The organism is Thalassotalea sp. PS06 (assembly GCF_007197775.1).
Taxonomy (GTDB): domain Bacteria; phylum Pseudomonadota; class Gammaproteobacteria; order Enterobacterales; family Alteromonadaceae; genus Thalassotalea_A.
Window position 1 is genome coordinate 1,326,243 of the sequence record NZ_CP041638.1, and the last position, 21,802, is coordinate 1,348,044.

At 45.4% G+C, this 21,802-nt stretch carries 16 protein-coding genes, 1 pseudogene and 1 riboswitch; of the genes and pseudogenes, 4 read left to right on the forward strand and 13 right to left on the reverse strand.

Annotation, left to right across the window (positions count from 1 at the left end; all coding sequences use genetic code 11):
* Positions 1-55: 55 nt before the first annotated feature.
* The 7 genes and pseudogenes from FNC98_RS05795 to FNC98_RS05825 form a co-directional block, all read right to left on the reverse strand.
* Positions 56-970 (reverse strand): cobalamin-binding protein, encoded by a 915-nt coding sequence (locus FNC98_RS05795; protein WP_260680493.1) that lies wholly within the window; start codon positions 968-970, stop codon positions 56-58.
* The gene (gene cobO / locus FNC98_RS05800; protein ID WP_143580366.1) at positions 970-1,602 is read right to left on the reverse strand and encodes a cob(I)yrinic acid a,c-diamide adenosyltransferase; all 633 of its coding nucleotides are present in this window, start codon (positions 1,600-1,602) and stop codon (positions 970-972) included. Before cobO ends, FNC98_RS05795 begins: the two co-directional genes overlap by 1 nt.
* Positions 1,592-3,112: a cobyric acid synthase gene (locus tag FNC98_RS05805; protein ID WP_143580367.1), complete on the reverse strand. Its 1,521-nt coding sequence runs from the start codon at positions 3,110-3,112 to the stop codon at positions 1,592-1,594. Before FNC98_RS05805 ends, cobO begins: the two co-directional genes overlap by 11 nt.
* A 44-nt stretch (positions 3,113-3,156) precedes the next feature.
* Positions 3,157-4,143 carry a FecCD family ABC transporter permease gene (locus FNC98_RS05810; protein WP_143580368.1) on the reverse strand — a complete coding sequence of 329 codons (987 nt, stop codon included), beginning with the start codon at positions 4,141-4,143 and terminating at the stop codon, positions 3,157-3,159.
* The gene (locus FNC98_RS05815) at positions 4,140-4,964 is read right to left on the reverse strand and encodes an ABC transporter ATP-binding protein (protein ID WP_185968077.1); all 825 of its coding nucleotides are present in this window, start codon (positions 4,962-4,964) and stop codon (positions 4,140-4,142) included. The genes FNC98_RS05810 and FNC98_RS05815 overlap by 4 nt, the downstream gene beginning before the upstream one ends.
* Positions 4,965-5,169: 205 nt before the next feature.
* A riboswitch (cobalamin riboswitch) is annotated at positions 5,170-5,422 on the reverse strand.
* Between the two features lie 1,055 nt (positions 5,423-6,477).
* Positions 6,478-7,124 (reverse strand): annotated as a pseudogene (yfbR, locus tag FNC98_RS17060) (5'-deoxynucleotidase).
* A gap of 28 nt (positions 7,125-7,152) precedes the next feature.
* The gene (locus FNC98_RS05825) at positions 7,153-8,370 is read right to left on the reverse strand and encodes a pyridoxal phosphate-dependent aminotransferase (RefSeq protein ID WP_143580370.1); all 1,218 of its coding nucleotides are present in this window, start codon (positions 8,368-8,370) and stop codon (positions 7,153-7,155) included.
* Between the two features lie 152 nt (positions 8,371-8,522).
* On the opposite strand from FNC98_RS05825, the gene FNC98_RS05830 reads away from it, so the two are divergent.
* Entirely contained in the window at positions 8,523-9,128 is a 606-nt protein-coding gene (locus tag FNC98_RS05830; RefSeq protein WP_143580371.1) for a lecithin retinol acyltransferase family protein, read from the forward strand.
* Positions 9,129-9,198: 70 nt separating this feature from the next.
* Entirely contained in the window at positions 9,199-10,506 is a 1,308-nt protein-coding gene (locus FNC98_RS05835) for a hypothetical protein (RefSeq protein ID WP_143580372.1), read from the forward strand.
* A gap of 93 nt (positions 10,507-10,599) precedes the next feature.
* Here FNC98_RS05835 and FNC98_RS05840 read toward each other — a convergent pair whose 3' ends face one another.
* Entirely contained in the window at positions 10,600-11,802 is a 1,203-nt protein-coding gene (locus tag FNC98_RS05840; protein WP_260680494.1) for an iron-containing alcohol dehydrogenase, read from the reverse strand.
* A 214-nt stretch (positions 11,803-12,016) separates the two neighbouring features.
* Between FNC98_RS05840 and FNC98_RS05845 the strand changes: the two genes are divergently transcribed.
* Complete coding sequence (locus FNC98_RS05845) at positions 12,017-12,709, forward strand: hypothetical protein (protein WP_143580373.1); 693 nt, start codon at positions 12,017-12,019, stop codon at positions 12,707-12,709.
* Positions 12,710-12,896: 187 nt separating this feature from the next.
* Here FNC98_RS05845 and FNC98_RS05850 read toward each other — a convergent pair whose 3' ends face one another.
* Together FNC98_RS05850 and FNC98_RS05860 are read right to left on the reverse strand one after the other, a co-directional pair.
* Positions 12,897-14,612: a proline--tRNA ligase gene (locus FNC98_RS05850; RefSeq protein WP_143580374.1), complete on the reverse strand. Its 1,716-nt coding sequence runs from the start codon at positions 14,610-14,612 to the stop codon at positions 12,897-12,899.
* A 1,049-nt stretch (positions 14,613-15,661) separates the two neighbouring features.
* The gene (locus FNC98_RS05860) at positions 15,662-16,648 is read right to left on the reverse strand and encodes a rhodanese-related sulfurtransferase (RefSeq protein WP_143580376.1); all 987 of its coding nucleotides are present in this window, start codon (positions 16,646-16,648) and stop codon (positions 15,662-15,664) included.
* Between the two features lie 518 nt (positions 16,649-17,166).
* On the opposite strand from FNC98_RS05860, the gene FNC98_RS05865 reads away from it, so the two are divergent.
* Complete coding sequence (locus tag FNC98_RS05865; protein ID WP_143580377.1) at positions 17,167-18,735, forward strand: sodium/sugar symporter; 1,569 nt, start codon at positions 17,167-17,169, stop codon at positions 18,733-18,735.
* 76 nt (positions 18,736-18,811) lie between these two features.
* Here the strand turns inward: FNC98_RS05865 and FNC98_RS05870 are convergent, their stop codons facing one another.
* The 3 genes from FNC98_RS05870 to tsaA all read right to left on the reverse strand — a co-directional run bounded on the left by FNC98_RS05870 (position 18,812) and on the right by tsaA (position 21,800).
* Positions 18,812-19,861: an MBL fold metallo-hydrolase gene (locus FNC98_RS05870; protein ID WP_185968078.1), complete on the reverse strand. Its 1,050-nt coding sequence runs from the start codon at positions 19,859-19,861 to the stop codon at positions 18,812-18,814.
* A 73-nt stretch (positions 19,862-19,934) separates the two neighbouring features.
* A complete protein-coding gene (locus FNC98_RS05875) occupies positions 19,935-21,017 on the reverse strand; it encodes an OprO/OprP family phosphate-selective porin (RefSeq protein WP_221932922.1) in 1,083 nt (360 codons plus the stop codon).
* 69 nt (positions 21,018-21,086) lie between these two features.
* Positions 21,087-21,800 (reverse strand): tRNA (N6-threonylcarbamoyladenosine(37)-N6)-methyltransferase TrmO, encoded by a 714-nt coding sequence (gene tsaA, locus FNC98_RS05880; RefSeq protein ID WP_143580379.1) that lies wholly within the window; start codon positions 21,798-21,800, stop codon positions 21,087-21,089.
* Between the last annotated feature and the right edge of the window lie 2 nt (positions 21,801-21,802).

Genomic DNA, 21,802 nt, shown 5'->3' on the forward strand with positions numbered 1-21,802 from the left:
AGAGTCATTGTTTAATGGCACTTAACCCTTTGATATTCATAAGTTTGTATTTCTACTAATTGACTCTGACCCCATTGTTTAGCGCATCGTAAACTTGGCGGCTTTGGTCGATTTGCTCGCAAAGCTTGGTGATCTCGCTTGGCAGTCGTAACGTCATGCGATGCAAGATATCGGCATCGGGGCGTAACATCTGCTTATGCTTTACCGCATCCAGATTTTTATATTGTTGCCAGTTGATGCTCATCGATTCATTGCTATGGCGACTGGTTGGGTAAATGATTAGCTGCGGATTCGCCACCAACACGTCTTCGATATTGATTTGCGGATAGTCATTGTCGGCATTCTTGAAAGGGTTTTCGGCGCCACATAAATCCAGTTGCTGTTGTGGCCAGGCGTTGCCTGCCACTGTAGTTAGCGGTTGCGGCCAAAGCTGGTAAAACACGGTTACCGGCGCTTTATCCTGATAGCTTGCTTGTAATTGCTGCAGTGCTTGTCGAAATTCATCGGCCTTAACGTTTGCCGCATCAGCATTGCCAAAACGCATCCCAAAACTTTCAATTTCATTGGCCACATCAACAAGGCGTTGCGGGTGCGAATAGATAACGGTTTGCCCAAGTTGTTTTAAGCGCTGGATATCGGCATCGGGATTACCGGTTTTCCAGGCGATAATGACATCCGCTTGCAAAGCGACAATGGCTTCAATATTTAACTGCGCATAGTTGCCAACCCTAGGGATAGCTTTGGCAGCTTCTGGGTAATCGGCGTGTTCTAAGGTGGCAATGATATTGTCACCCAGGTCGATGGCATAAAGCATCTCAACAATATGCGGGGCCAGGGCGATAATCCGAACCGCTTTCGGTTTAACGTCAGATTTGCCAATCGCACTGGTGCTGATGCTGGAAAAGACTACCAGCATAAACAAAACCATAAACATAACCAACCGCATCGATTGTTGAGCCAACTTGATCATTACCAGTCCATACCTTTTTGCGCTTTAATACCGGCCTGGAAGGCATGTTTTACTTCCTGAACCTCAGATACGGTATCAGCGAGATCGATTAAACGACGATGACAGGCGCGGCCGGTGATCAAAACATGTTGGTGTTTAGGACGATTTTCGATGGCCTGGATCACCTCGTCCAAATCCAGATAGTGGTAGCTAACCATGTAGGTAAGTTCATCAAGAAGCACCATATCGATGCTGGGATCTGCCAGCAATCGTTTAGCGTCTGTCCATGTTTCTGTGGCTGCAGCAATATCCGCTTCTTTGTTTTGCGTCTCCCAGGTAAAGCCTGTGGCCATCACGCAAATCTCAACGCCATGTTGCCTTAACAGATTCGCTTCGCCACATTCCCAGGTACCTTTGATAAACTGCACGACGGCAGCTTTTTGACCATGTCCGACAGCGCGGGCAACGGTACCAAACCCAGACGTTGATTTGCCTTTGCCATTACCGGTAATAACAACCAGCAGGCCTCGCTCTTCCTGCGCCTGAGCAATTTTCTCATCAACTTTTTCTTTAATTTTTTGCTGCCGCTCTTTGTGGCGCTGCTCTTCGCGGCTTGGCTCTTTATGGTCTAGCTCTTGGTTTTCATTTGTCATCTTGGTACCACTTAGTCAGTATGTCTTCGATTAGGTTAAGATTTAAATCCTGTTCACAGGCATCCGCGAGACGGTCGATGGCTTTTTCCTGCTGCTCCCAGGCGGAATCTGATTGAGCTATGTTGTGTCCACACCATCGGGAAATGGCTTGTAGAACCTCAGGTTCATTGAAAAAACCATGTACATAGGTTGCCATTACCTTGCCATCATCACTGATAAAGCCCAGCTCCATTGGCGCATCTTTATACAGGGCCTTGCTTTGCGTGCGTGATATAAGCTGGCTTTGTCCGGCATGAATTTCATAGCCTTTAACCTTTGCGTTTTGCAGACTAGGGTTGAGCTGAAATTCGACGTTGGTTAAAGTTTTCTCCATCGAAAGAGTCGTACTGATCGGCAACAGTCCTAATCCGATGGCTTTTATTTCAGTGCTTTCCACGCCCAATGGGTCGTTAATTTCTTGCCCGAGCATCTGCATTCCAGCACAAACACCGATAACTTTGCCGCCATAACGAAGGTGGCGCAATATTGACTTGTCCCATCCCTGGCTGCGTAAAAACTGCAGATCTGCGGCAACGGATTTGCTGCCGGGTAAAATAATTAAATCCGCGGCAGGCAAGGGCTTCGGATTATCTGGATTGGTGTAAATAAATTTAAAATCAATGTCCTGATGCCAGCGTAATGGATCAAAATCATCATGATTACTCATACTTGGCAGGACAGGAACTATGACTTTGAGCCGTTGGTAATTGCCGTTGTTGCTAGCTACTTGGCTATTAACCGCATCTTCTTCTGATAGCGTTAGACCATGCAAATAGGGCAGGACACCAAGTACTGGTTTTCCGGTTTTTTCTTCAAGCCAGTCGAGACCACTTTCCAGCAATTTGATATCACCACGAAAGCGGTTTATCACAAAACCGACCACCCGATTTTGCTCAGATTCACTCAACAGCTCGAGCGTACCAACCAGGTGGGCGAATACACCACCTTTGTCGATATCCGCTATCAGAATTACCGGACAGTCGGTGGCCTCTGCAAAGCCCATATTGGCGATATCGCCTTCGCGAAGATTAATTTCTGCGGGACTACCAGCACCTTCAACCACAATACGCTGGTATTCTTGCTGCAGATATTGGTGCGATTCTAATACCGCATTCATCGCCGCTTTCTTGTAATCCTGGTACTGCGCCGCTTGCATGATTGTCAGCGCTTTACCGTGAACAATTACCTGAGCTCCGGTGTCTGAATTGGGTTTTAATAAAATCGGGTTAAAGTGGACGTTAAGGTCAACCTTTGCCGCCTGGGCCTGAATCGCCTGGGCGCGGCCAACTTCACCACCGCAGGGCGTAACCGCGGCATTAAGCGCCATGTTCTGGGGTTTCATTGGAGCAACATGCAAGCCGCGGCGTTGCCAAACCCGGGCGAGGGCAGCTACCAGGGTCGATTTTCCAGCATCGGATGTCGTCCCCTGAATCATCAGAGTTGGCGCTATGTTGTTTTTGCAATTAATCATCTAACTCACTTGTACCTTACACTTAGCCACTTACGCTTTTCTCCCTATTCTTTTCGCATCAGCGCTAAAAAGAATATCGAACCAATGGCAGCAGTGATCACCCCGATTGGAATTTCCTGACCGTTTAATGCGGTTCTGGCAACCACATCTACCAGCATCAGGAAGATGCCACCGAGCAAACCACTAAAGATGATTAACTTGCCAGTGGTGATGCCGACCCATTTGCGTATTAAATGCGGGATCATCAATCCCACAAAGCCAATACCGCCACAAAAAGCGACGATGACAGCGGTGATCGCCGCAGATAAAATTAATATGCTGATCCTGACCTTATTGACCGATACCCCTAAGCTGCGGGCACTTTCATCACTGATCAGCAGGGCATCTAACTGTCTTGATAGCAGCAGTGAGATAACCAGGCCAATAATAATGACTGGTGTTATCCAGTAAATGGCTTGGTTGTCGGTGCGAGCGAGTGAACCCATCAGCCAGAAAATCACCCGATTGGCTGCAAAGGCATCGCTGATATACAGGGTAAAGCTGGTAATGGCGCTGAGTAAAAATGACACTGCAACACCGGCGAGTAATAAGAATTCTATGCGCTGCCAATGGCGATTAAAAACAATGCCAATAACCAAAACTACCGCCAGTAATGCGCCGATAAAGGCCGCCAAAGGGATTGAAAGGGCGATAGACTCGGCGAAAAAACTCACCAAAGTAACGCCAAGACCGGCACCGGCAACAATGCCGAAAAGGTAAGGGTCTGCCAGAGGATTGCGGGTGATGTTTTGCATCAGGGCGCCAGTCATGGCCAGACCAAAGCCAGCAAGAAAGCCGGTGACAATGCGCGGCAGTCGAATATCAAACAGTATTTGCTGGTCGAATGGCCCCTTACATTGCTCAAACAAGCAAGCATAAACGGCTTCAAAGCCAACACTCTGGGTACCCATACCCAATGAAAAGAAAATTGAGATTACCAGCAACCCGAGAATTAGCAGGGCGTTGATCGACAAAGAGAGTCTTTTTATCATTGCGCTTTCCTCGCTGCATCCGGTGTATTCGCGGCAAACGTAATACGCTTACCTGGGTTTATTGGATGCGACTCAACCAGGCAGGGCAGTTTGAATACCTGTTCTAACAGATTCGACGTTAATACTGAATCTGCATTTCCTTTGGCAACGATCTTCCCTTCATTTAGCAGTACTAGTGTATTTGCATACTGACTGGCCAACTCAAGGTTATGAATAGAAAAAATAAGGGTTAAATCTAATTCATTGGCAAGCGCTAAAATCTGATGCTGGTAGTAAATATCCAGATGATTCGTTGGCTCATCCATGATTAATAGTTTTGGCGATTGTACGACCGAACGGGCAATTAATACTCGCTGTTGCTCACCGCCGGAAAGGGTATTAAATGAATGCCAGCGTTTGTGTTTAAGGCCGACTAATTGCAGTGATTCAGCAATGTGCTGATCGTCATGGGAATCATCAAAAGCGCCATTTAAGGCAAGCAGGGGTTTGTTGGCGAGCAGTCCCATGCGCACGATGTCATTTACGGTTAAGTCGAAAGGGGTACTTTGATGTTGGCTGACATAGGCCAGGCGCTGGGCAATCTGCCTGGTGGAAAGTGAGGATATTGGCTCCCCGCCAATATTGATGTCACCCGTAAAGTCTTTTTGCAAACCTGCGATACATTTGAGCAGGGAGGTTTTACCGGCGCCATTCGGGCCGATAATAGCCACACGTGCACCCTGTTCAATGCTCAGATTGATATCGGTGAGTATGTTTTGCTCAGCAACATTCCAGGTAAGGTTTTGAACCTCGAGTGCTGCTTGTAAGGGCTGGTCCGCCAAGATGTTTTCCACTGCTTAAATAACTGTTTATACAACTGCTTAAACATAAGCGCGGTGGAACCGATGGAAGGGCAACATTATTGCTAAATAACAGCCAGAGGCGACTTTGCCTATTGTACTCATTTTGTCTATAGACCGACGGAGCAATCACAAAAGCTATTATTGAATCAATGCAGTGCCAGACATCATCGTGTTTTCCCGCACGAGTTGCTGTATACAAAAAGGCAGGTATCCTGACTCATAGAGATAACCCAGTATCAACCTTCCCAACCTTATCGCTATCATCAAAAGCTTAACTTAATTGACTTAAGTGTGTGGTCAGTGGATTTTGAACCTGGCCCTATTTACAGTTGCGGGTACAGTTGTGGGATAAAGACTTGCTTTTAGCATTCGACAAGGTCTCGCACCACATTCCCTTTTCAGCCGCCAGTTGCGGCACCATTTTGCGCCGAGCATTGTAGCAGGAGTAAAACTGATTTAAAACCAAAACCTTAATCGCCCTAGCTAAGACTGCAGTGTACAGAACGCGATAAACAGAATCGCTTGCAGATAGCAGTACGCAAAACGTCATTCCGTACTCGATACGGAATCTAAGGTAAAAGAAGAGATACCGGGCGACCCCGGTATGACGTTTACTTGGCTGTTGAATCAAAGGCTGTTCAACACCAAGTCGTCATTCCGTACCCGATACCAAGTCGTCATTCCGTACTCCTATACGGAATCTAAGGCAAGTGTAGAGATACCGGGCGACCCCGGTATGACGTTTACTTGGCTGTTGAATCAAAGGCTGTTTGAAACCAAGCCGTCATTCCGTACTCCGATACCAAGTCGTCATTCCGTACTCCGATACGGAATCTAAGGCAAGTGTAGAGATACCGGGCTACCCCGGTATGACGTTTACTTGGCTGTTGAATCAAAGGCTGTTCAACACCAAGTCGTCATTCCGTACCCGATACCAAGTCGTCATTCCGTACTCCTATACGGAATCTAAGGTAAAAGAAGAGATACCGGGCGACCCCGGTATGACGTTTACTTGGCTGTTGAATCAAAGGCTGTTTGAAACCAAGCCGTCATTCCGTACTCCGATACCAAGTCGTCATTCCGTACTCCGATACGGAATCTAAGGCAAGTGTAGAGATACCGGGCGACCCCGGCATGACGTTTAATAAGCTGCTATTTCAAAGGCTGTTTGAAACCAAGCCGTCATTCCGTACCCGATACCAAGCCGTCATTCCGTACTCCGATACGGAATCTAAGGCAAGTGTAGAGATACCGGGCTTCCCCGGTATGACGTTGAAATGGCTGTCGTATGTAAGGCTATTCAAAACCAAACCGTCATTCCGTACTCCGATACGGAATCTAAGATTAACGGAAGAGATACCGGGCGACCCCGGTATGACGTTTAAGCAGCGACCCCGGTATGACGTTTAAGAGGCGACCCCGATATGACGTTTAAATGGCGACCCGATATGACGTTTAAATGGCGACCCCGATATGACGTTTAAATGGCTAGCTAAGTGCGCTTTTCACTGAGCTTATCAACACTGGCGGTGCAGTATTGCAAAAAGGTTTCCATAAAGTAGCCAACCTCAGGCATTTGCTGTTGAGTAACCATTAACTTGGCTCGAAGGCGCTGTTCTACATGCTCAAACTCAACGTTGTTATGGCGGATTTCATCCAGTGTTTTGATATAAGCGGCGAGGTTATCGGCGGCCTTGACGATGGCTTTGTATTCCTCATCAACATTATCCTGAACAATGATGTCGTGAAATACGTGGCGAATATCCTCCGGCAACGATTCAAGACATTGCTGTTCGGCTAGGGCTTCAATTTTTTAAATTCCCGGGAGATTTCTTTGTTGGCATATTTGGTAGGAGAAACCACATCGCCATATTGGGTTTCTGAGGCTTCGTGGTAGAGGGCGATTGTCGCCACTTTATCGGCATTGATATTGCCACCGAATTTTTCGTTTTTAATCACGGCCAGCAGGTGAGCAATAATCGCCACCTGATGGGAATGTTCGGCAACGTTTTCTTTTTTCACGCAATACATCAGCGCCCATCGTTTGATAAGCGGCATGCGGAACATCCAGGCTAGAAAGGTACTTTCCATCAGATTCTCCCGGTTTAGGTGAAGCCGCTGCGTGATGCAGCGACACATCCAGGGTTTAAACCGCTAATTAAACCCTTTAATACTGCGAATAATGGCTGAAGAAGTGCTTCAGTCGGTTGATAGCGTCAATCAAATCTTCGGAGTGTGGTAAAAATACCAGGCGGAAATATATACCTTCTTTGAAATTAAAGGCTTTGCCGTGCACCAACAATATCTTTTCCTGACGCAGAATATCCAACACCATCTGTTCACAATTATTGATGCCTAATCGCTCGCCATCAACCTTCACAAACAAATACATGGCACCTTTGGCTTTATGACAACTCAAGCCGTCGATGTTATTGAGCATCGAATGAGCAATGTCTAATTGGTTCTTCAACCGTCCACCGTCATTAACCAACTCATTAATACTTTGATAACCGCCCAATGCTGTTTGTATCGCGTGTTGACAGGGAACATTGGCGCAAAGCCGCATTGAAGAGAGCATATTCAGCCCTTCCATATAACCCTGAGCTCTGAGCAATGGACCGGTTAACATCATCCAGCCGGCGCGGAATCCGGCGATACGATAATTTTTCGACAACCCCCCCATGGTGACGACCAACACATCTTCACTTAAGCGTGCTGTAGGCACATGCTCAGCACCATCGTATAAGACCTTGTCGTAAATTTCATCGGAAAACACAATCAGTTGATGTTGTTTGGCAACATCGATGATTTGTTGCAATACCTCTTGTGGGTAAACCGCACCGGTTGGATTATTGGGATTGATAAGGACAATAGCCTTAGTATTCTCATTAATTTTGCTCTTGATATCATCGATATCCGGATACCAGTGGTTTTCATCATCACAACGATAATGCACCGGCTTTCCTGACGATAACGATACTGCAGCGGTCCATAACGGATAGTCCGGCGCAGGTATCAACACCTCATCACCAGTATTTAACAGTGCCTGCATCGCCATCACAATTAACTCACTAACACCATTACCAATGTAAATGTTGTCGACATTGAGGTTTTTCAGGCCGCGCTGCTGGTAGTACTGCATCACGGCGACACGAGCGGAGTATATCCCCTGGGATTCGCTGTAGCCCTGTGCTGTAGGTAGATTGTGAATCACATCCCGCAAAATATCGTCCGGTGCCAGAAAGCCAAACGGGGCAGGGTTGCCAATGTTTAGCTTAAGGATCTTATGACCCTCTTCTTCTAGGCGGCGTGCTTCGGTCGCTATCTGACCACGTATGTCGTAGCAAACATCGGAGAGCTTGGAAGATTTTTCAAAGGTTTTCATCGCGGGTGTTTAACTTCTGGTTGTCTGAATATTTGCACTAATAGACTGATAACCATACGCATTGCAACACTTTCTGACAATTTATTTCAGCATAATTTTTTGAATTGTTTATAACTATTAATTAAAAGGATTCAAAAAAATTAGAGGGCGTTATGGTTTTACCTTTGGTATGGGTCGGTGCGGCAATCGCCTCTGCGGTTGCAGTGGGCGAATTGTCTGAGCGCAATCGTCAGGCGGAATTAAGACGACCAACACCACAAGGCCATACTCGAAAAGGCCTGGGTAAATACGCCAGTGGTATTGGTAAATACCCGAAACAAAAACTGGCCAAAGAAAAAGGCAAAGAAACCCTGGCTAAGATCAAACCCGGGGCATTATTGTGTTGTGGTTTAGGGGGAGTGCTGGAGCACACCGGTATTCTTATCGACCGTTTCACCATAGTCGAACTGCATGGCAGTGGGCTGGTAAAAGCCATATCTCCAGAGCGTTTTTTGGCGGAGCGCTCGGGCAGTGAGATCTATGTCGCTTGCGATTCAAAGGGTGAGGCGCTCGCCAGTGAAGAAACGGCGGAACGCGCGGCTAAATTAGTATACAGCTATCAGCAGTACGACCTGATCAAAAACAACTGTCACCGATTTGCCTGGACTTGTATTAATGGCGAGGAAATGGAGTTAACGACCTTTTACCTGCTTAACAATTTCCTGTCACGAAAAAGCAATCGAATCATCTACTGGGATCGCTGGGACGGTTGGAAATAGACAGTTGCTCTAACATTATCAGATATGGTAAATCTATTGGTCGTTAGTATTAAAATAACAAGGATTCAGATTGGCGTTTTTGTTCCGCTTATTTAAGTATTTGTTCATCCTCAGCACCATTGCCGCTGTGGCACTGCTATTTGTGGTAGTGGAAACTCAACCTGAGCTCCAGAAACCCGAGCGTTTGTCCAGTGCCAGAGCATCCGATGCCCGCTCTATCTTGCAGCGCACCGCCAGACAAATTAAACAGGGTGGAAAGTCTAAATACGTTTTTAGCAAAAGTGAGCTGCAAAGCTTAAGTATGTTGGCTAATAACCTTAGCCCGAAAATTACCACCAATGTAAATCTATCCGACTCCAAAGCTCTGTTCCAAGGTTACGTTAAGCCCTTTAACACCGACATTTATCTAAACTTCTCCATGGCCTTACCTGATTCTACTGAAGGCTTGGTGTTTGGTGACGCACAAATTGGTGGTCTGACCGTAAGTGGCCAATGGTTGTTTGAGACAACTCTAAGCCTGTTGAGCAGTCGCTTAAAACCAGAACACTATGAAGTGATAGAAATGGTAAAAGCGGTGGAGGTAAGCGAAAAACAACTGCAAATTGATTTGGATCAGGGAGAGAATTCTCTTGCAGATACGGGTCGGTTGGCAAGCTTATTATCGCTTCGAAACTCTTTGCTACCGGGGGTAAACCTTGAAAATGTTCAGGCGTACTACACCAACCTACTCGCGTTTGCACAACTGCCAAAGCGAGACAATAGTCTGTTGTATTTTCTCAAGCACCAATTTGTAGAGGCAAATAAGAACTCGCAGTTGTCGGGCCGACGGACCGTTGATGAAAATCGCGATGCGATGATGGCATTATCCTTATATTTTGGCTCGAATAAGTTTGCGCTGTTTACCGGAGAAATGCAGCCGATGACAAGGGAGCAACAGGTTCTGCGTAATACCCATAAGCGCACCACAACTTTGTTAAATCGCAATGATCTGCAAAAGCACTTTGTTTATTCCATGGCACTGCAATTGTTAAGCGATGCCAATGCGGGTTTCGCGCTTGGGGAGTTTAAAGAATTATTAGATTCGAATCCGGGAGGCAGTGGTTTTAGCTTCGTTGATTTATACGCAGATAGGGCGGGAACGCGTCTGGCACAATATGCCACTGAGAATGAAACCAGCGCCAAAGCAATTCAACAAACCTTTCTGCAAATGCAAACGGAACAGCAATTAATACCGTTTCCAAAAGATTTGCCAGAGGGCATTGATGCCAATCAGTTTACCGCTGATTACACCAATACCCAGTCTGAAAATTATCAGCAAATGCTGACTTTGATAGACGAGCAGCTATCAAGTCTACCGTTTTATGCGCCGATGAAGTAACTCCGCAGAAATATCGAAATAGCTGGCAAGCTGTATTGAGGTTTACAAATATTTGCACAAGTTATTGCTAAAACTCTCAATCAATTTTTTAAGCTAAGCTACCAGCTTTTCAACCACACCGCGACAATCTGCTTTTTCCATAAATTTAGGCACCGGATAATCCAGCTGCGCTTCTTTTAGCGCCGCATCGACTATCTGGTCGATATCCTGGTTTTGCACTTCCGATAACTGATTCGGAATTGCCATTTCCTGATTCATCGATTCAATTAACTCGATAACTCCTTGTGCTTTCTCGGTCGCTGTTTTTGAGGGGGATGCTAAAGCGCAGTGATCAGATATTTCAGCTAATTTGCGCACTACAGACTTTCCGTACCAACGTAATACTTTGGGCAGGATCACCGAGTTGGCAAGACCGTGCGGGGTATTGTATATCGCCCCTAACTGATGGGCGATGGCATGAACATAACCAACGCTTGCGCGGGTAAAAGCTTCACCTGCATAGAAAGAGCCTTGCAACATGGCAAGACGTGCCTGGGTGTCACTTCCGTTCGCATAAGCCTTAGGCAGGTTTACAAAGATGAGCTTACAGGCCACTAACGAGCGCTTTTTGGTAAATGGTGTCGCATTATTGCCAATATAAGATTCAATGGCGTGGGTAAGGGCGTCCATCCCGGTTGTTGCGGTGATATGTCCAGGTAATCCGGTGGTAAGCTCCGGTACTAATATCGCAGCTTTCGGTGCTAACACTAAATCAGTTACCGCATATTTTTGCTGAACCTCTGGGTCAGAGATTACCGCAACAATAGTTGTTTCCGAGCCGGTTCCCGCTGTGGTAGGAATCGCATAGAAAGGCGGAAGTTTTTTCAGGATTTTGAACAGACCTTTAAGCTGTTTAACGGACTTTTTCGGTTTCACCGCTCTGGCACCAATCAGCTTAGCGCAATCCATTACCGAACCGCCGCCAATAGCAACAATCGCCTGACATTGGTTATCAAGGTATTGCTGCAAGCCGTGTTCAACATTAGCAATGGTAGGATTCGGCTGCACCTGGCTAAACAGGGAATAGCTTATCTGTTCATTTTCCAGAGCGGCAATAACGGGATTGATGACCCCGAGGTTTACCAAGGTTTCATCGGTAACCAGTAATAATTTAGTCTCGCCTTTGTCTTTAATGGTTTTGGCCCAGTCTTGCAGGCCTTCACTGCCTTGATAAAGCTTAGGCTTTGGAAAAGGGAAGACGAGAACGAAGAGCTTTAAACCGAATTGGTATAAACGGGAGAATAATTTAATGAACAAACTGACACTGCCTTTATTGTGTGCAAGCACTTATAACTTGAGGGGCGAGAAGAGCAAGCCTGCACGATTTTCTAATGTTGGGATTTCGCCATATTTTCGAGGAAATTGGAAGCGCTTTCTACCCAAAACATTTAGCCTTGTTCGCTTTTTGTTCAGGTTGTTCGCATAATGAATAAATCAAATTTGTAACTTTATTAATAAGTTGGGAGGGGACATGGAAGCAGCCATAGGGACGGAGGTCAAACCGCGCTCTCAGTATTTATTTTACAGCGCCATTGTTTTATCAATATTTGTAATAATCGGCTTCAGTCTGAAAGTTATAGTGCATCCTTTTCGTCTGGCACGTTACACGCCTTTAGTTATCGCTCATGCGGGCTTTATGATGGCCTGGTTGTTTTTGTTCGCCTATCAAGCTCGCTTGGTTACTTTGGGTAACCTAAAACGCCATAAACAACTGGGCAGCATCAGTATTTTGCTAGTTATCGCGATGATAACTACTGGCGAGTGGGCTTCAATCAACCTCTTTTTTGAACATCAAAGAACCGACCTTTTGGTTGGAAATGCTTTTACAATGTTTACATTTCTGTGCCTTTATGGGAGCGCGATTTATGCAGTTAGCAAAGGCAATGTTGATACTCACAAGCGAATGATCATTATTGCTTCTTTATCTATCATTGGCCCCGCGATAGGAAGATATTTAGAGGTGTTAGATGTCAATGTGATGCTGTATTTCGCCGTATATCCCATTATATTGATCGCATTACCGGTAGGATACGACCTAAGTATTAACAACAAAATTCACAAAGCAACATACGCGGGTATCAGCTTTGTTGTGGCGATGAATGTTTTGATGATGGCGTCAATGCCAGTGCTTATTCCTTACTTTAACCAGTTCCTGGCAAATTAAACCTAGTATTAGAAAAGGCGGTAACATAAGATTCTGATAATCCTAAGTTTACCGCCCTTAAATTTGCTTCAGACTCCCTGTAGTGTTAGGGAATGACATTCGATTTAGGTCTTTGTTTCAGCCTGTGATTCTCATCTAGTACGCGAGGCTTAAAGCTTTTGGCTATCTTCTAAAAAACGTCGTTCTATTATTTATTGATAACAAACTCAACCGCTTCATCGATAGCGATAAGTGATTTCTCACCACTGCGGCGGTTTTTGTATTCAACCTGAGCATTGTCGATATTACGCTCACCAACAACGATGGCGTGGGGAATACCGATTAGCTCCATATCTTTGAACATAACGCCCGGACGCTCTTTACGATCGTCAAATAGCACTTCAACACCGGCGGCTGTTAGTTCTGCGTATAGCTTCTCAGCAGTTTCCTGAACTCGATGCGACTTGTGCATATTCATGGGAATGATCACAACCTTAAACGGTGCAATAGCATCCGGCCAGATAATGCCGTTTTCATCGTGGTTTTGCTCGATTGCCGCAGCAACGATTCGGGAAACACCGATACCGTAACAACCCATGGTTAAGGTCTGGTTTTTACCGGTTTCCGTGAGAACACCTGCATTCATGGCATCGGCATATTTCTCACCTAACTGGAAGATATGACCTACTTCAATACCACGTTTGATGGTTAGATTACCGTTACCACAAGGGCTTGGGTCGCCAGCGACAACATTGCGGATATCTTCGACGTTGTAGTTGTTGATATCGCGATCGAAGTTTGCACCAGTGAAGTGATAACCACTTTCATTGGCACCACAGATAAAGTCAGACATAACCGCAGCGCTGCGATCAACAATGATGTCGATATCTAAACCCGCCGGGCCAATAGAACCTGCATCGCAATTGGCAACCGCTTTGATTTGCTCGTCAGTTGCAAACGTTAGCGGTGCGGCAACACCAGCAATCTTTTCGGCTTTAATTTCGTTTAGCTCATGATCGCCACGCAATACCAAAGCAACCACCGGCGCGGTTTCACCTTCTTCGTGCTCGCCCAGAACTAATAAGGTTTTCACCACGTCTGCTGCTGCAACATCAAAGAATTTCGAAACTTCTTCAATGGTGTGAACGTTTGGCGTTTCTACCTTAGTTAACTCTGCGGTAGCAGCGCCGCGCTCGGTATTTGGCGCTAGGGCTTCCGCTTTTTCGATGTTAGCTGCGTAATCGCTGCCATCACTGAAAGCAATATCATCTTCACCAGAATCGGCCAATACGTGGAATTCGTGCGAGGCATCGCCACCAATAGAGCCGGTGTCAGCGATTACCGGACGGAAATCTAAACCTAAACGGGTAAAGATATTGCAATACGCGGTATGCATATCCTGGTAGGTGTTAGACAGACATTCTTGAGATAAGTGGAAAGAATAGGCATCTTTCATCAGGAACTCACGGCCACGCATTACACCAAAACGAGGGCGAATTTCATCGCGAAACTTAGTTTGGATCTGATATAAGTTAATCGGTAATTGCTTGTAGCTGGAAAGCTCAGAGCTGATTAACTTAGTGATCACTTCTTCGTGAGTTGGACCTAGCACGAATGGACGGTGATGACGGTCTTCAAGACGCAGCAACTCTGGGCCATAATCGGTCCAACGACCAGATTCTTCCCAAAGGTCAGCCGGCTGAACCATAGGCATCAGGGTTTCGATAGCACCGGCTTTGTCCATTTCTTCGCGTACGATGTTTTCTACTTTTTTCAGCACCTTTAAACCTGTCGGTAACCAGGTGTACAAACCTGAAGCTACAGGACGAACAAGACCTGCTCGTAACATAAATTGGTGACTGATGACTTCGGCGTTTGCCGGAGTTTCTTTAAGCGTAGAAAGAAGATATTTACTGGTACGCATTGCTCTACAAATCCATACTGATGAGTGAAATTTAATGTGGCGGATATTCTATCAGTACAACTGTAGGTGACAAAGCGCTAATTTTGCAAAAGTGTCAGCAACCCTCCGATTCGCTTCGGATTCCGTCACGCGCGTTGGGATTTGTTGATTGGTATTATCTATCGTCTGATTTTTCGTCTTACGACACTGCGTTTATGTACTGTGTGCTTATGACAACGGCGCCGGCTGTTAAGCCACCAGGATACTGCCTGGAAACCATGCTCGACGGCAGTGGTCGTAGGCTTTGTTGTTTTTTTCGAAGGGAATATGCTGGTAATGCGCTCGTCGACTAGCGCGGCATTATCGGATTTGTGTTCCGCCACAATGGTACCTCGAAAGTGGTCAGTTCGAAGCAAATTTTAAGACATAGCCTTTATTTTCGCCACTTTTGAGCCACTCTGTTTACAACTTTAAACGATTGTTTTTTGAATCATCCGGATACGAAAGTTTGCAGGAGTTAACGGTCGGGGTGAAAATGCGAAATAATGCTGCGAAGATTCGATAAAACAAGACAATATGTGGAATTGTCTGCCTAGTCGTTATTGTATTGTGTATTCGCCATTAGTTTTTATGTAGAGCAAGGCTTCGCTTTCACCTGTGTTGGTATTTTGGTGGTTAAAACGCCCGGTCTGTTAATTTGCAGTTAAAATTGCTCCACGATTTGCATTGAAAACTGATCCGCTTTAATCATTATTTTTTTAATTTCGTCACACGATTAGTACCACCGCACCTGGCTCAGTTTTGAATGCAACTTTGTTGTCTTTTCGGCTCAATCCTGAATGCAAATTAACATTCCAGACAAATTCTGCGTACCAACATCCATGTCGGCAGCTCGGAGTAACGTTTACGATGCGTACTAAGGGAGTTCCAACTCCCGTTCCTGGCACAACCCGATCATTCAGGTTGGCTAAGATTCGCAGTCGTGGCAATAATGACTTGCCCTTTCTGAACTCTGAATTCTGTGCACTAAAAAAATGGGCGATATTGAATATCGCCCATTAGAGGAGGGATTAGCCTTTCTGGCCTTGACGCTGACGCTCAACTTCAGCTTTTTTCTCAGCGCGACGCTCAGCAATCACTTTACTTACGCCACCACCGATATGGTCTTCACCGCGCTCTTTGGCAAGATTAATCTGCTTTTCACGCTCAGCATAACGAGCACGTTGCTCGTCAGTGACTTTGTCGATACAACGATGACAACTGACGCCTTTTTGATATTCAGGACGTAGTTTGTCTTCTTCGGTAATTGGCATACGGCACGCGTGACACTGATCGTAGATACCTTTTTCCAGGCTGTGGTCTACGGTTACGCGATCGTCAAATACGAAACAGTCACCTTCCCACATGGTCTCGGCTTCCGGCACATCTTCCAGATACTGTAAGATGCCGCCTTCTAAGTGATAAACCTCTTCAAATCCCTGTTCTTTCATGTAAGCGGTAGATTTTTCACAACGAATACCACCGGTACAGAACATCGCAACCTTCTTGTGTTTCGCCGGATCCATGTTTTTCGCAACATAATCAGGGAATTCACGGAATGTTTCGGTATTTGGATTTACGGCATTTTTAAAGGTACCGATTTCAACTTCGTAATCATTACGGGTATCAACAACGAAAACTTCCGGATCAGAAATTAATTCGTTCCAGTCTTTTGGTTTTACGTAAGTACCTACTACCTGACGCGGGTCAATACCCTCGACGCCCATAGTAACGATTTCTTTTTTAAGCTTTACTTTGCAACGCTTGAATGGCGCGTTGTCGGTATAAGATTCTTTGTAAGAAATATCCGCTAAGCGTTCATCGGCTTTCAAAAATGCTAAGACATTATCAATGCCCTGGCGAGGGCCGGCGATAGTACCGTTTATCCCTTCCAATGCTAATAACAACGTACCTTTAACTTCATTATTTTCCATGGTTTGATGAAGCGGCTTTCGGATTTGCTCAAAATTTTCCAAACGGACAAATTTATACAGAGCACAAACAACGTATTGTGACATGTAGATTCCTCTTGCTGTCCAGAACGTAAAACTGGCGCAGGGTTAATAAAACGGCGGCAATTATAAAAGAATCGTAATGTTCGGGCAATACCGCGGTTATTGGTTTACAAACTATTAAGATCTTAAAATTGGTTGGATCGTTTGTTTTCCAGCAAGAAAAATCCTCCATAAATTACCACCCTCAGTAATTTATTGCTTGCTCGAAGGCTGAATCTTTCGGCATAGAGTAACGAAGGAATACCGATTAAGAAAAAAATAACTGGTTCCACAAGGGCGTAGACTGAGGATATTAGGTGTTATTATTTCCCCCGACTTTTGCGAATATGAAAAGCTAACTTGCAGTTGGTCTTGATAAATTTTGTTGAGATTTTTGCAAGTTCGGATGAAAAAAAATCATAGAGGAACTTGTTGAAAGCGGTTTCATTCTACTTTCAATTACGGTTTGTTCCGGTTAGAGTTGTTGCAAGGATAACTGTTGGAAACATCAGAAAAATAACAAAAACTTAAGGTGTCCTGTTATGGAAACAACATTAGCAACATTGGATATCAGCGTTTTTATTGCTTACGTTATCGGTCTATTGTGCCTTGCACTTTGGATTTCCCGAAACGATAAGCAAGGTGGCGCAGATACCAAAGATTACTTCCTCGCGTCAAAAGCCCTGCCATGGTGGGCCATAGGCGCATCACTCATCGCATCCAATATTTCCGCAGAGCAAATTATTGGTATGTCAGGCTCAGGTTATGCTGTTGGCCTGGCGATTGCTTCATATGAATGGATGGCGGCAATCACGTTGATTATTGTCGGTAAATACATGTTGCCGATTTTCCTGAAAAACAAGATATTTACCATGCCGCAGTATCTTGAGCAGCGTTTTGGTAAAGAAGTTAAAACCACCATGGCGGTGTTCTGGCTTGGGGTTTATATCTTCGTAAACCTGACTGCAATTTTATGGTTAGGTGGCCTGGCGATTCAGACGGTGGCTGGTGTCGACTGGATGTTCGGGATGATTTTCCTGGCGGTATTCTCAGTTGCCTACTCTTTATACGGTGGCTTAAAAGCCGTTGCCTATACCGATATTCTGCAAGTTGTTTTATTAGTGTTCGGTGGTTTGTTCTTAAGTTACCTGGCGCTTGTGGCGGTCAGCGATGGCGAAGGCATGATAGCTGGATTTACGGTATTGACGGAAAAAGTACCGTCGCATTTCGATATGATTTTGTCTGAAGACAATCCTTTCTATAAAGACCTTCCGGGCATTTCCGTTTTAATCGGTGGTATGTGGGTAATGAACTTCAGTTACTGGGGCTTTAACCAATACATCATCCAACGCGCGTTGGCTGCAAAAGATGTCAAAGAAGCGCAAAAGGGTATTGCCTTTGCTGCTTACCTGAAGCTTCTAATGCCAGTAATCGTCGTGTTACCGGGTATTGCTGCGGTTATCCTGTATCCGGACTTAACCCGACCAGATGAAGCATATCCATCGATGATGGGACTAATGCCGGTCGGTATCAAAGGTCTGGTATTTGCAGCCTTAGTAGCGGCGATTGTTTCATCGCTGGCATCGATGACCAACAGTATTTCTACTATCTTCACTATGGATATTTATCAGCACGTTAAGCCGGGTAAGAGCCAGCGTCATTATGTGCATATTGGCCGAATTGCGTCGTTATTATCTTTGTGTATCGCATTGATTGTTGCTGAGCCGTTATTAGGTAAATTTGACCAGGCATTCCAGTATATTCAGGAATTCACTGGCTTCTTTACTCCAGGTATTGTGGTGATATTCGTTATGGGGATGTTCTGGAAACGTGCTAACTCTGCTGGCGCGCTAACCGCAGCAATTGGCTCTGCGGTGCTTTCAGTGACGCTAAAATACTTTTGGCCTGAATTGCCATTTATGGACCGTGTCGGAATCGTATTCCTGCTTTGCTTAGGCTTATGTTATCTGGTTTCGATGATGACCAAACCACCGCAAAGCGATGAAAGTGTGAGCCTTGATGAAGTTAGTTTTGCAACGGACAAGACGTTCAACATTGCAGCTATCGGTGTGGCGATTATTCTCACCGCGCTTTACGCGACGTGGTGGTAAGCACAGGCTTTACCCATTAACTAAATGTATCAAAAAAGCCGGTTCGCCGGCTTTTTTATTGGCCTTTTTATTCGCCTTATTTGGGCGTTAACTCAAAATGATCGCCATCTTCAGCAACAATAATCTCTCCGTTAAATGCTTCACTCGTACCGTCAAGAAATAGCGATTTTACGATCATGTTTTCGACTGGCGGGACGATGTGCACTAACACCAGCTTTTTAACCTTGGCTTGTTGAGCCAATTTTGCCGCCTCAACCGGACTGACGTGGTAATCGAGAACATCGTGCATTTGCGCCGACAATCTTGGGTTACCAGCTTCTTCAGCAATCTCAGAGAAGGTCGAAATTAACTCTTTGTTAAGGGCTTCACAAAAGAAAAGATCGGCATTCTCGGCATATTTTGCCAGTGTCTCGGTGGCGACCGTATCGCCGGATATCACCGCGACATTGCCCTTATATTCAAAGCGATAACCAAGAGATGGTTTGACGGGGGAATGATCGGTTTGGAAGGCGATGATCTTGAGTCCGTTCTCTTCATAAATCACTGAGGAATCTTGTCCTGCTGCAATACCAATAGTATTGGGAAGCATGGTTGAGTTTTTCGAAGGCATCCACTTTTCACCATGATGGGCGGTTCGATAACTTGAATCCAGTGCATAGGCCTGATTGAATCCGTTGACGATTTCGTCAACGCCTTCAGGGCCATAAACATCCAAAGGATAAGGGCGACCCAAAGCCCAGGTCATAAAGTTCAGTTCGCCCAGCTCAGAAATATGGTCGGAATGAAAATGAGTAAGCAAAACCGCGGTAATACGGCCACCAGGTAGAGATTCCAGGTTCAGGTTTCTGACAATACCCGGGCCAACATCTATCAGGAAAAATTTTCCATCGGCGATAACGGCGATACCACTGCTTACCCGGGTTTTATTGCTGATTGGGCCGCCGGTGCCGAGAGTAACCACATGTAGGTTTTCGCTGGTTAATAGCTGTTCCTGACTTTCCTGAAGTTGTTGTATCTGCTTTTTAATCTGACTTTTTACCAATCTGTCACAGGAGCTCAGGGTTACTATGAGAAAAAGCGCGGTAATCAATGCAAAAAACTTTTTTAAGACAGGTAATGGGGACAATGTACTTTCTCCGTTGCGATGCTTTTTAAAGCTTATGCAACAATGCGTTAAAAGTACCAACCGATATTGATATTTAATCGCGAACGCCATTTTGACAGGCCTTCGTCATGCCAATGCCCGGACCGCCAACAAACCACATATTTTTACCGGCAATCCAATCCACATAGGTGTACAGGCCGCCTTTGACGAATGAACAACCGGTAACGTTTTGGATGGAATCGGTAAGTCCTGCCCCAGAGGTAGGGGCAATATAGGTGTGATCGTTATAACAGGTGAATGAGTCAATAAAACGATTATTTACGGTAAAGGATTTTGCCAGGTTGACACTGATAACATCGGCCCTTGTGGCTATCTCAAAGGGCGCTTCAAAGGCTGCCATGGTAATGCGTTTATTGTCAGTCCCTAACGCTTCTTCCGCTTCATAGTCGTAGTTGATGTATTGCAGTTGCAGGTTCCAGTCATGCTCAAAACGACTATCGATATGAAAGGCTATGGCCCGGTGTTCACCAGATTCATTAGTGCTGGTGTTATTGAATCTACCGATTTGTACAGAGGTGCCAATAAGGTGGACGCCAAGCTGGTACTGACCCCTGATATTAAACTGACCGTCTTCTTCAAAACCGATTCCGTCCTTGCTGGAGTTGGCTAAATCAAAGGAGTAGCGGTCCCAACGATCTGCATCGTTATATTCACTATGAACAAAGTAAGCGGTGTCTAAGGTCCAGCGTTCACCCACAAAACGCCATTTTATGCCAGTATCATAATCGTCTTCGAAACCGAGATAATAAGTGCCGCCGAACCAGAAGCTGTGAGAAGCGTAAGGCTCAATGCCAAACGGTACTTGCGTAACACCGGCGCGAATACTTTGCTGATCGCTAAATTGATAGCCCAACTCGGCATGATGGATGGCATCAAAGGCTTTATACCAACGATATTGAACGTCAACAAACCATTGGTTCTTTTCGGCTTTGAGGTCAAGGCGAAATAAATCGAAATCGAAGCTGCCATTGCTATCGGTGCTGTAATCTAGCCAGGAGTAATTTCCGCGAAGGGCACCACCTAAAGTGAATGACGAAGTATCAGCTTCTGCCTTAGAATCGCTTACAGGCAAGAGCAATATTCCACCGACAACACAGACACCACAAAGCTTGTTCACTACCCAAACCGCGATTTACAAAAGTTAGAGCAAGTTTAGTTGTTAAAAGTTAATAATGCGTTGAAGTTCTTAATTTGGTGAAATGTCGATAACGACACAGGTGGTATCAGAAATTTTCCAGCGGATATTGTAACTATCCAGTGCCATGCCATATTCCTGCCAGGAGGTATCTTTCTTTTTATAGGCCGGGCGAGGGTCTTGTTTAAGAACCTGAAAGATTAATTCTTTAAGCTCGCGGGCGTTGGCAACTTTACTCAAAGCCGCTAGCGCTTGTTCCGCAAAACTCACGTCAATATCATGTTGCTGAGCTTGTGGAGCAAATTCAGAAGTCGCTTCGGTGAGTGCATCGGAGTAGGGAATGTAGGGTTTGATATCGATTATCGGTGTGCCATCCATTAAATCCATGCCAGAAATTAGCAAGCAGGTCTTCTTCCCATGAGTTTCAACCCCGTCGAATTTAACCACTGACATACCTACAGGGTTAGGGCGAAAGGTTGAGCGTGAGGCCAGCACTCCGGTTTTTTGATTACCACCTAAACGGGGAGCTTTAATCAGAGGTTTCCAGCCTTGTCCGGCGGTACCATGGAAGATAAACAGCAACCAGAGATGCGAATGTTGTTCAATATCGCGAAGCATCTCCGGGTTGTTATATGGGGAAAGGAATTCAACCTTACCTTTAGCGGCGGTTACCAGGCCAGGTTGTCTGGGAATGGCAAATTTCTCTTTATACGGAGTGCGCGCCACCGCGATTGGCGAAAAGTTAAAAGTGCTATTTTCAACCATGT